The sequence below is a fragment of the Brevundimonas sp. genome, from assembly GCF_046295595.1.
In the GTDB taxonomy this organism is placed as follows: Bacteria; Pseudomonadota; Alphaproteobacteria; order Caulobacterales; family Caulobacteraceae; genus Brevundimonas.
Window position 1 is genome coordinate 37,793 of the sequence record NZ_JBKBMX010000012.1, and the last position, 10,389, is coordinate 48,181.

10 protein-coding genes are annotated in these 10,389 nt (G+C 69.2%); 7 read left to right on the forward strand and 3 right to left on the reverse strand.

What is annotated here, in order from left to right; genetic code table 11:
* Window position 1: 1 nt before the first annotated feature.
* From ACK4JY_RS09560 to ACK4JY_RS09575, 4 genes are read left to right on the forward strand one after another with little or no spacing between them, the layout of a single operon-like run.
* A complete protein-coding gene (locus ACK4JY_RS09560; RefSeq protein WP_409605059.1) occupies window positions 2-1,573 on the forward strand; it encodes a CpaE family protein in 1,572 nt (523 codons plus the stop codon).
* Window positions 1,574-1,576: 3 nt separating this feature from the next.
* Window positions 1,577-3,193 (forward strand): CpaF family protein, encoded by a 1,617-nt coding sequence (locus ACK4JY_RS09565; RefSeq protein WP_409605061.1) that lies wholly within the window; start codon window positions 1,577-1,579, stop codon window positions 3,191-3,193.
* 4 nt (window positions 3,194-3,197) lie between these two features.
* Window positions 3,198-4,175 carry a type II secretion system F family protein gene (locus tag ACK4JY_RS09570; protein ID WP_409605063.1) on the forward strand — a complete coding sequence of 326 codons (978 nt, stop codon included), beginning with the start codon at window positions 3,198-3,200 and terminating at the stop codon, window positions 4,173-4,175.
* Between the two features lie 9 nt (window positions 4,176-4,184).
* Complete coding sequence (locus tag ACK4JY_RS09575) at window positions 4,185-5,171, forward strand: type II secretion system F family protein (RefSeq protein ID WP_409605065.1); 987 nt, start codon at window positions 4,185-4,187, stop codon at window positions 5,169-5,171.
* 4 nt (window positions 5,172-5,175) lie between these two features.
* Here the strand turns inward: ACK4JY_RS09575 and ACK4JY_RS09580 are convergent, their stop codons facing one another.
* Together ACK4JY_RS09580 and ACK4JY_RS09585 are read right to left on the reverse strand one after the other, a co-directional pair.
* Window positions 5,176-5,604 (reverse strand): SRPBCC family protein, encoded by a 429-nt coding sequence (locus ACK4JY_RS09580; RefSeq protein ID WP_409605067.1) that lies wholly within the window; start codon window positions 5,602-5,604, stop codon window positions 5,176-5,178.
* Window positions 5,605-5,649: 45 nt separating this feature from the next.
* Complete coding sequence (locus tag ACK4JY_RS09585; protein ID WP_409605069.1) at window positions 5,650-6,945, reverse strand: MFS transporter; 1,296 nt, start codon at window positions 6,943-6,945, stop codon at window positions 5,650-5,652.
* A gap of 124 nt (window positions 6,946-7,069) precedes the next feature.
* Here ACK4JY_RS09585 and ACK4JY_RS09590 point away from each other — a divergent pair, with 124 nt between their 5' ends.
* Complete coding sequence (locus ACK4JY_RS09590) at window positions 7,070-7,207, forward strand: hypothetical protein (RefSeq protein ID WP_409605071.1); 138 nt, start codon at window positions 7,070-7,072, stop codon at window positions 7,205-7,207.
* On the opposite strand, the gene dapE is transcribed toward ACK4JY_RS09590, so the two are convergent.
* Entirely contained in the window at window positions 7,204-8,400 is a 1,197-nt protein-coding gene (gene dapE, locus ACK4JY_RS09595; protein WP_409605073.1) for a succinyl-diaminopimelate desuccinylase, read from the reverse strand. The genes ACK4JY_RS09590 and dapE overlap by 4 nt on opposite strands.
* A 48-nt stretch (window positions 8,401-8,448) precedes the next feature.
* Between dapE and ACK4JY_RS09600 the strand changes: the two genes are divergently transcribed.
* Together ACK4JY_RS09600 and ACK4JY_RS09605 are read left to right on the forward strand one after the other, a co-directional pair.
* Window positions 8,449-8,925 (forward strand): cupin domain-containing protein, encoded by a 477-nt coding sequence (locus tag ACK4JY_RS09600; protein ID WP_409605075.1) that lies wholly within the window; start codon window positions 8,449-8,451, stop codon window positions 8,923-8,925.
* A complete protein-coding gene (locus tag ACK4JY_RS09605) occupies window positions 8,922-10,211 on the forward strand; it encodes an MFS transporter (protein WP_409605077.1) in 1,290 nt (429 codons plus the stop codon). Before ACK4JY_RS09600 ends, ACK4JY_RS09605 begins: the two co-directional genes overlap by 4 nt.
* The last annotated feature ends 178 nt before the right edge of the window (window positions 10,212-10,389 follow it).

Sequence of the window (10,389 nt, forward strand, 5' to 3'; positions counted from 1 at the left end):
CATGAACAACGCCTTCGCCCCCCGGCCGGCCGAGGACTTCGAGGACGAGTTCGATCTCGACATGGGCTATGTCGCGTCCGGCCCCGCGCCTGATCACGCCCCCCGGTCGGGCGACGAGGCCAGCGCGCCGTATGCCGCGCATCCGGGGGCCATGAGCCCTGAGGAGACGGTCCGTCCGCCCTTGCAGTTCACGCCGCCGTCGGTGGCTTCCGGAGCGGCCCCCGCCTATGTCGGCGGGCCGGGCGAGGGCCAGATTCCGGCCGTGGCCGGCTTCAATCCCGTCGGCGACCTGGTGGCGGGCGCCTCGGCCGCCTTCTCGCCACCCGTGCCGGGCGGCGGCGGGCCCGAAGTCTCCGTCCCGCGCATCGCCATTCACGTCTTCGCCGAACGCCAGGACACCCTCGCCGCCGCCGAACGGGCCGGGCAGGACCGCCGGCTCTCGCGCGCGACCACCCAGATCCGCGTCGGCGGCGTCGCCGCCGCGGTCGAGGCCTATCAGCACGAGCCGACGCCGCCGCTGATCATCGTCGAATGTCTGAAGGACCCGCAGACCCTGCTGTGGGAAGTCGACCAGCTGGCGGAGGTCTGCGACGCCGGCACCAAGGTGGTAGTCGTCGGCGCGACCAACGACATCCTGCTGTTCCGCGAGTTGATGCGGCGCGGGGTCAGCGAATATCTGGTGGCGCCGTTGCAGCCGCTCCAGCTGATCGCCGCCATCGGCGGCCTGTTTTCCGATCCGGCCCAACCCTTCGTCGGTCGGTCGATCGCCTTTGTCGGCGCCCGCGGCGGGGCCGGGTCCAGCTCTGTGGCGCACAACACCGCCTACGCCATGAGCGAGCGGATCGGCGCCAATACGGTGATCGTCGACTATGACCTGCCGTTCGGCACCGCCGGCCTCGACTTCAACCAGGACCCGCTGAACGGCGTCGCTGACGCCCTGACCCAGCCTGATCGTCTAGACCCCGTGCTGCTGGATCGGATGATGGTTCGTTGCACCGACAAGCTGAGCCTGTTCGCCGCGCCCGCCACCCTCGACGTCGACTGGGACATTTCGCCCGAGGCCTTCGAGGAAGTCACCACCCAGATCCGTTCGACGGCCCCGTTCGTGGTGCTGGACCTGCCGCACCTGTGGTCCGGCTGGATGCGCCGCACCCTGATCGCCGCCGACGAGGTGGTGGTCGTGGCGACGCCGGATCTGGCGAGCCTGCGCAACGCCAAGAACATGATCGACCTGATCCGTCAGGGCCGGCCGAACGACGCCCCGCCGCGGCTGGTGCTGAACCAGGTCGGCGTGCCCGGACGTCCGGAAATTCCGGCCAAGGAGTTCGGCGCCGCCCTGGGCGTCCACCCCAGCCTGATCATCCCGTTCGATCCCAAGGTCTTCGGCGCCGCGGCCAACAACGGCCAGATGATCATCGACGCCGGCGCCAAGTCGAAGGCCGCCGACGCCTTCCAGATGCTGGCCCAGATCGTTTCGCGCAGGGAACTGCCGATGGTCGCCGGACCGCGGGGCAAGGCCGGCAAGGGCGACGGAAAGTCCATGTTCTCCGGCCTGTTCAAGAAGAAGTCCTGACGGGTGTTTGGCAAGCGCACAGGTCAGCCCGGAACGACCGCCGCGCCCGCTCGCCCGGCGCCGCCGCCGGCCGCCGCCTCGCCAGGCCCGTTGCAGCCGGAGCCCGGCGTTCAGACCCAGGCCTTCGCCTTCGGCGGCGACGTCGCTGAGCTGGAGCGCGAAGAGCGCCGGACGGAATCATACAACGCCAAGCCCGCGTCCGAGGCCGCCGACCGCCTCGACGCCCTGGCCATGCGCCCCCGGCCCGCGGCCGCCCCGGCGCCGGGGCATACGTCGGGGCCCAAGGCGACGCCCGGCTTTGAACAGCTGAAGAAGGCCCAGGCGGTCGCCGAGATCGTCCGCGAGCAGTCGGACTACTACCACGCCACCAAGACGACGATCTTCAACGCCCTGATGAACACCATCGACCTGGCCCAGCTGGCCGGTCTGGATCCGAAAGCGGCCGCGGAGGAGATTCGCGACATCGTCGCCGAACTGGTGGCGATCAAGAACGTCTCCATGTCGGTGGCCGAGCAGGAGCATCTGGTCCAGGACATCGTCAACGACGTCCTCGGCTACGGCCCGCTGGAGCCGCTGCTGGCCCGCGACGACATCGCCGACATCATGGTCAACGGCGCCGGCCGGGTGTTCATCGAGGTCAACGGCAAGGTCCAGCTGACCAACGTCCGTTTCCGCGACAACACCCAGCTGATGAACATCTGCCAGCGGATCGTGTCGCAGGTCGGCCGCCGCGTCGATGAAAGCTCCCCCATCTGCGACGCCCGCCTGCCCGACGGCAGCCGCGTCAACGTCATCGCCCCGCCGCTGGCCATCGACGGCGCGACCCTGACGATCCGGAAGTTCAAGAAAGACAAGCTGACGATGAAAAACCTGGTGGAGTTCGCCTCCATCAGTCCCGAGGGCGCGCGGGTTCTGGGCGTCATCGGCGCCTCGCGCTGCAATCTGGTCATCTCGGGCGGCACCGGTTCGGGCAAGACGACCCTGCTGAACACCCTGACCGCCTTCATCGACCCGACCGAGCGCGTTATCACTTGCGAGGACGCGGCCGAGCTGCAGTTGCAGCAGCCGCACGTGGTGCGCCTCGAGACCCGGCCGCCCAACCTCGAGGGTCAGGGCCAGATCACCATGCGCGATCTGGTCAAGAACTGCCTGCGGATGCGTCCCGAGCGGATCATCGTCGGCGAGGTGCGCGGCCCTGAGGCCTTCGACCTGCTGCAGGCCATGAACACCGGCCACGACGGCTCGATGGGCACGCTGCACGCCAACAGCCCGCGCGAGGCCATCAGCCGGATGGAGTCGATGATCACCATGGGCGGCTACGGCCTGCCCTCGAAGACCATCCGCGAGATGATCGTCGGATCGGTCGACGTCATCATCCAGGCGGCGCGTCTGCGCGACGGCTCGCGCCGCATCACCCACATCACCGAGGTGGTCGGGCTGGAAGGCGACGTGATCGTCACCCAGGACCTGTTCGTCTACGAGATCACCGGCGAGGACGAGAACGGCAAGATCATCGGCCGCCACCGCTCGACCGGCATCGCGCGCCCGCGCTTCTGGGACCGCGCCCGCTATTACGGCCTCGAGCGCGAGCTCGCCGAAGCCCTCGACGCGGCGGAGTAGGCCGATGCTCCCGATACTCGCCGCCGTACTGGCCTTCATCACCATAGGCGGCCTCGGCTGGGCCTTTGTCGGCGGCGGCGACTCCAGCGACGTCGCGGTCAAACGCGCCCAGAGCTTTGGCGGCCCCAAACAGAACATGGCCGCCGCCCGCAAGGCGGCCGCCGCCAATACGCCCGAGGCTCGCCGCAAGCAGATCATGCTGCAGCTCCAGGAGTCGGAACGGGCGCAGCGCAAGGCGCGCGTCAGCCTGACCGCCAAGCTGAAGCAGGCCGGGCTGGGGACCACTGTCAGGACCTTCTGGATCATCAGCGGGGTATTGGGCGTAATCGCCTTGCTGGCGACGCTGCTGTTCGTTCCCAACATCCTCATCGCCCTCGGCGCCGCCATGGTCTTCGGCCTTGGCCTGCCGCGCTGGGTCGTCGGCTTCCTCGGCAAGAGCCGGCGCAAGAAGTTCAGCAGCCATTTCGCCGACGCCGTCGACGTCATCGTGCGCGGCATCAAGTCCGGCCTGCCGGTCCACGACTGCTTCAAGATCATCGCCCGCGAGAGCCCCGCGCCGCTGGGCGGCGAGTTCCAGACCCTGGTCGAGGGCCTCGGCGTCGGCCTGACGCTGCAGCAGGCGCTGGACAAGATGTACGAGCGGATGCCGACGCCGGAGCTGAAATTCTTCGCCATCGTCATCGGCATCCAGCAGAAGACCGGGGGCAACCTGGCCGAAGCGCTGGGCAATCTGTCCGCCGTGCTGCGCGCCCGCAAGATGATGGGCGAGAAAATCAAGGCCCTGTCGTCGGAGGCGACGGCCTCGGCCGGCATCATCGGCTCGCTGCCGCCGGCGGTGATGATCCTCGTCAGCGTCACCACCCCGGCTTACATGGCCAAGCTTTTCACCGATCCGCGCGGACAGTTCATGCTGCTGGTCGCCGTGATGATGATGGCCCTCGGCGTCTTCGTGATGAAGCGCATGATCTCGTTCAAGTTCTAGGAGGGCCGGATGGACGTCGTCGGCTTCTTCACCAATCTGCAGAACCTGCTCAGCATCGGCGTCGGCGTGCTGGTATTCGCAACCCTCGTCACCCTGCTCGGCTCGCTCGGCGGCGAGGCCAAGCTGGAGGGGCGGATGAAGGCCGTCGCGGTGCGCCGCGAGGAGCTGAAGCGCCGCTCGCGGCAGGCGATCGCCAGTCAGAACAGCGGCCCCCAGGGACTGCGGCACACCGACGACGGCTTCAAGAAGCGCGTCGTCGACCGGTTGAACCTGACCACCCTGCTGGAGGATCCGAAGGTCGCCGACAAGATGGCCCAGGCCGGCTATCGCGGGCCCAAGCCCCTGACCACCTTCTACTTCTTCCGCTTCTCGATGCCGTTCGTGATGCTCGCGTTGGCGGTCTTCTATGTTTTCGTCCTGAACGACTTCGGCCTGTCGGTGATGATCCGGGTCACCATCTGCATGTTCGCGGCGGTGGCCGGCTTCTATGCGCCCAACATCTTCCTCGCCAACCGCATCGCCAAACGCCGCACCTCGATCATGCAGGCCTTCCCCGACGCGCTGGACCTGCTGCTGATCTGCGTCGAGGCCGGCATGTCGATCGAGGCGGCGATCCAGAAGGTCAGCCAGGAGATCGGCGGCTCGTCGATCGATCTCGCCGAAGAGATGACCCTGCTGTCGGCCGAGCTGAGCTATCTGCCCGATCGCCGCATGGCCTATGAGGGGCTGGCGAAACGCACCAACCACCCGGGCGTCAAGTCCGTGGCGACGGCGATGACCCAGGCCGAGACCTATGGCACGCCGTTGGGCTCGGCCTTGCGGACCATGGCCAAGGAGAACCGCGAGATGCGCCTGTCGGCCGCCGAGAAAAAGGCCGCCGCCCTGCCCGCCAAGCTGACCGTGCCGATGATCCTGTTCTTCCTGCCGGTGCTGTTTATCGTCATCCTGACGCCGGCGATCATCAGTATCCAGGACACCATGGCCAAGGGCGGCTGAGGCCCTATTCCGCCGCGGTCTTCAGGCCTTCGGCCACGGAATTGACCGCCGAGCGCAGGGCCTTGCGGTGGCGATCGAAATGCATCTCGCCGCGCAGGCCGGAGAAGAGGAAGCCGTTGGCGAAGATGCAGCTGCCCGGCTCCAGCTCCTCGATCTCGAAATAGCGCAAGGCGTTGAACCACAGGCCGCGCTTCTCGACCCAGACCAGCTGGGCGTAGGGCTGCCATTCGCCGACGCGGACGCTGACCCGGCGCTCGGGCAGGCCGGGAACGGCCTCCGTCAGGGCGATGGCGCCGCCGAAGGCGATCGCGCCCTCGACCGCCGTCTCGACCGGGTTCCAGCGATCCCAGGCGGGCAGGTCGGCGATGATCTCCCAGATGCGGTCGGGCGGCGCGCGGACGCCGATGCGCTTTTCGATACGGGCGGTTTCCATGGCCCCGATCTGACACGGCTTTTCGACGCTGAAAAGGCCGCCGGCCTAGCGATTGCCCTCGGGCCCCGGCTGCGAGGCCGGCGGTGTCTCCGGCGAGGGGGTCTCGTCGCGATCGGACAGGTCGGGCGGGCCGAGGCGGAGGCGGGGGCTGATGAAGCACAGGGCGGTGGCGACAGCCAGCAGCAGGGCGTTGGCGACGAAGGGCGCCGGCTCGGCCAGTTCGTAGAGGGCGACGCCGATGACCGGCGGGCCGAGGAAGCTGAGCCCGGCCAGCGACATCATCAGACCGGCCACGGCGCCCTGCTCGTGCGGCCCGACGGACAGGGACGAGCCGGCGGTGAATCCGGGGCGGGCGAAGCCGACGCCCATGGACACCACGGCATAGCCGACCACCACGCCGTAGTAGCCGGGGGCGAGGATGGTCAGGATGTTGCCGAGCATCGCCAGGCCGGCCCCCCAGCGCATCAGGTCGGCCGCCTGCAGGCGCAGCAGCGGGATCAGACCCCACTGGGCCAGCAGGGTGGCGGCGGCGCCGGCGAACATGGCGATGCTGATGAACGGCAGGGCCTCGTCGGGGCCGGCTCCCGGCTGGGTGATCACGTCGATGACGTGGAAGCCGAGGACCGAGATGTTGATGGCCTGGGCCCCCGTGACGAGCAGGCCATACAGCAGGAAGTCACGGACCCGGGGGTCCTTCCACAGCCCCTTGTCGGCGCGGCGGCCGCTGGGGCTGGGGGTGCGGGTCACTTCGCCACTTGGCAGGCGGCGCCACACGACCAGCAGGACGATCGCGCCAAACAGGGCGAAGGCGTACATTGGGCCGGCGAGGCCGACGATCGGCAAAACCAGCAGCGGCGCAAAGGTCGGACCGATCACCGTGCCGAGACCCTGGGCCGAGGCCAGCATCGACATGGCCTGGGTACGCTGTTCCGGCGTGGTGCGGTCGGCGACATAGGCCTGGGAGGCGATCGGCGCGGCCGAGCCGAAGACGCCGTAGATCCCGCGCGCCACGGCCATCAGGATGAAGGCGAGGCCGGCGCCGAGCCACTGTTCGAGCCCGGCGGTGGCGGCGAGGCCGAAGCCGCTCATCGACAGGATGAAGCCGGCGAGGCCGATCATCATCACCTTCTTGCGGCCCAGCCGGTCCGACAGCCGGGCCCAGAAGGGCGAGGCGACGGTCCACATCAGGGCGGAGATGGCGAAGGCGGCGGCGACGAGGGTGTCGGCCAGCCGAAACTCGCGGCCGATGGCCGGCAGCACCGACTGCAGCGCCATATTCCCCGCGGCCGCGATCAGGCTGACCGAGAACAGGATGGCGAAGGCGGGCGAGCGGAGGTTCACCAGGCGACGTTAGGACGGTCCGGCGGCGGGGTCATCCCCTGTCGGGCGGCGGCGGGTGGAAACCACATTTCTCAATCGTCCGGCAAGGATCGGGGCGCAGCCTCGTTCGGCTGAGGAGGCGCCCATGAGACAACTTGGTGTTCAGATGCGGCCGATGACGCTGCAGCGGCGGGGTGGTCCCCTGCGCGAGGCCTTCTTCTTCCTCGTCGCCTTCGTCGCGATGTTCGGCGGCGCGATGCTGGGCCTCGACCTGCTGATCTAGGGGCGGTCGAAGAAGGTCTGGATGACGCGGCGGTAGACTTCGGTCAGGGCCTCGATCTCGGCGACCGGTGCGCGCTCGTCGATCTGGTGCATGGTCTGGCCGACGAGGCCGAGCTCCAGCACCGGGGCCATGGCGCGGATGAAGCGGGCGTCGGAGGTGCCGCCGGTGGTCGAGGCCTCGGGGCGGCGGCCGGCGGCGGCCTCGACCGCGTCCTGCACCCCGGTGACGAAGGGGCCGGGCTCGGTCAGGAAGGCGTCGCCCGAGCACAGGTGCTCCAGCTCGATGCGCAGGCCGCTGTCGGCCTGGGCCTCGCCGGCCATGGCGTTGAGCCAGGCGATCAGGCTGTCGCCGGTATGGGTCGGGTTAAAGCGGATGTTGAGCCGGGCCCGGGCCTCGGCGGGAATGACGTTGGTCGCCGGATTGCCGATGTCGATGGTGGTGATCTCGAGGTTGGACGGCTGGAAGCCCTGATAGCCGTCGTCGAGCCGGTGATCGGCGAGCCGGGCCATCAGCCGGGCCATGACCGGGGCGGGGTTGGCGGCGCGGTCGGGATAGGCGACGTGGCCCTGTTTGCCGTGGACGGTGATCCATGTGTTGAGCGAGCCGCGGCGGCCGATCTTGATCATGTCGCCGAGGGCGTGCTGCGACGAGGGCTCGCCGACGATGCAGGCGTCGATCACCTCGCCCTCGGCCATCAGGGTCTCGACCACGCGCTTGGTGCCGTGCAGGGCCGGGCCTTCCTCGTCGCCGGTGATCAGGAACGAGAGGGAGCCCGCCACCTCGCCCTCGGCCAACACGCGGGAGACGGCGGCGATCCAGGCGGCGATGCCGCCCTTCATGTCGACGGCGCCGCGGCCGTAGAGGACGCCGTCGCGGACCTCGGCCTCGAACGGGCCGGCGGACCAGGCCTCGGCGGCGCCGGTCGGGACCACGTCGGTGTGGCCGGCGAAGCAGAGGTTGGGCGAGGCCGTCCCGCGCCGGGCGTAGAGGTTCTCGATGACATTCCGGTCGCCTACCGCTTCGCTACTTGAGGCGGGGCCGAACGGGAGACGGCGGCAGTGGAAGCCGAGGCCGGTCAGGACGCGTTCGATCAGGTCCATCGCGCCCTCGTCGGCGGGGGTGACGGACGGTTTGCGGATCAGGTCGCGGGTCAGTTCGACAGGATCGATAACCGGATGTGATGCGGCGCTCATGGACCTGTGCTTTAGGGGGTTCGGACGATGGCGAGAAGGCTTGTCTCCATGCCGAAGATCGATATCGACAGGGCGCCGACCGGACACGGGACGGCCTATCCCGAGGAATTCGCCGGGCCGTGCAAGCCGCGCCGGCGCTGGCGGCTGGGCGACGCGGCCGGACTGGACCAGTTCGGGGTCAATCTGCTGCGCCTGCCGGACGGCGCCTGGTCGAGCCAGAGGCACTGGCACGCGGGCGAGGACGAGTTCGTCTGGGTGCTGTCGGGCGAGGTGGTGCTGGTCGAGGAGGACGGCGAGACGGTGCTGCGCGCCGGCGACTGCGCGGGGTTCAAGGCCGGCGTCCAGAACGGCCACAAGATCGAGAACCGGTCGGGGGCCGAGGCGGTTCTGCTGGAGGTCGGGACGCGGTCGGCGACGACCGACGCCTGCGACTATCCCGATATCGACATGGTCCTGCCGGCGGGGGCCGAGGGCTATGCCCGCCGGGACGGGACCCCCTATGCGAAGGTTGAGCGGCGGACGTGACGGTTGAGAGCGTAGACACGGGGGCGCCGACCCCGCCGGTTCCGCCCGGAGACGGAGGGCCGTCCAGCCCGTGGGCCATCCGCGACTTCCGCCTGCTGTGGGTCGGGCGGGTGGCGGCGGTGCTGGGCATCCAGATCCAGTCCTCGGCCCTGCTGTGGCAGGTCTATGAGATCGCCCGGCGCGACCATCCGATCGCCGAGGCCAGCCTGTATCTGGGCCTCGTCGGCCTGTGCCAGTTCCTGCCGCTGCTGGCCCTGACCCTGCCGGCCGGAGCCCTGGCCGACCGGCGCGACCGCAAGAACACCGTCACCCTGTCGATCTTGGTCGAGGCCAGCTGCGCCGTCGGCTTCCTGCTGATGGCGCTGCACGGGAACCCGCCGCTGTGGGGGCTGCTGGCGGTCGCCGCCCTGTTCGGCGCGGCGCGCGCCTTCCTCGCCCCGGCCAGCCAGGCGTTTCTGCCGATGGTGGTGGGGCGTCGGGCCCTGCCCCCGGCCATCGCGGCCCAGTCGATCGCCTTCCAGACCGGGGCCATCGCCGGCCCAGCCCTGGGCGGCGTCATTGTCGCCCTGTCGATTCCGCTGGCCTATGCCTCGGCCCTGGCGATGTTCGCCGTCGGCATCGGCAGCCTGCTGCTGATCCGCACCAGCGGCAAGCCGGCCCCGTCGCCGACGCGGGTCAAGGTCGTCGATCAGGTCAAGGAGGGTCTGGCCTATGTCTGGAACACCAAGATCGTGCTGGGCGCCATTTCGCTGGACCTGGTCGTGGTGCTGCTGGCCGGGGTCGCCCTGCTGACGCCGATCTTCGCGCGCGACATCCTGCATGTCGGGGCGGTCGGCTTCGGCCTGCTGCGGGCCTCGTTCGGCGCCGGGGCGCTTCTGGTGGCGCTGTATCTGAGCCGCTTCCCGATCGTGAAACACGCCGGGCGGTGGATGTTCGCCGCCGTGGCGGTGTTCGGCGTCTGCACCCTGACCTTCGGCCTGTCGAAGAGCGTCTGGCTGTCGGGGGCGGTGCTGTTCCTCGGCGGAGCCGCCGACATGATCAGCGTCAACATCCGCCAGACCCTGATCCAGCTGTCGACGCCCGACCATATGCGCGGCCGGGTCAGTTCGGTGTCGATGCTGTTCATCGGCGCCTCGAACGAGCTGGGCGAGGCCTATTCCGGGGTGGCGGTGCGCTTCCTCGGCCCGATCGGGGCGGCGGTTTTCGGCGGCTTCGGCGCGCTGGCGGCGACGGGGATCTGGGCCAAGCTGTTCCCGGGGCTGAGGAAGGCCGACCGGCTGAGCTGATCCCCGACCGGAGTGAAAAACAGTCCGATGAGTCTCTAGAGTCCCTTGAGCCCGGGGGTGGGTTCGATTGTCAAAGACCGGCGCGATCACCCCGCTTGCGGCGGGAGGGACGCATTATACGCCGGTCCGTTCCTGTGCACAGGAAGACCGGTTTAGCGACAGGTCATGGGGTTGATTC

Coding starts and splice junctions, on each gene's coding strand:
- ACK4JY_RS09560 (WP_409605059.1), top strand. CDS start 2: ATGAACAACGCCTTCGCCCCCCGGCCGGCCGAGGACTTCGAGGACGAG.
- ACK4JY_RS09570 (WP_409605063.1), top strand. CDS start 3,198: ATGCTCCCGATACTCGCCGCCGTACTGGCCTTCATCACCATAGGCGGC.
- ACK4JY_RS09575 (WP_409605065.1), top strand. CDS start 4,185: ATGGACGTCGTCGGCTTCTTCACCAATCTGCAGAACCTGCTCAGCATC.
- ACK4JY_RS09580 (WP_409605067.1), bottom strand. CDS start 5,604: ATGGAAACCGCCCGTATCGAAAAGCGCATCGGCGTCCGCGCGCCGCCC.
- ACK4JY_RS09590 (WP_409605071.1), top strand. CDS start 7,070: ATGAGACAACTTGGTGTTCAGATGCGGCCGATGACGCTGCAGCGGCGG.
- dapE (WP_409605073.1), bottom strand. CDS start 8,400: ATGAGCGCCGCATCACATCCGGTTATCGATCCTGTCGAACTGACCCGC.
- ACK4JY_RS09600 (WP_409605075.1), top strand. CDS start 8,449: ATGCCGAAGATCGATATCGACAGGGCGCCGACCGGACACGGGACGGCC.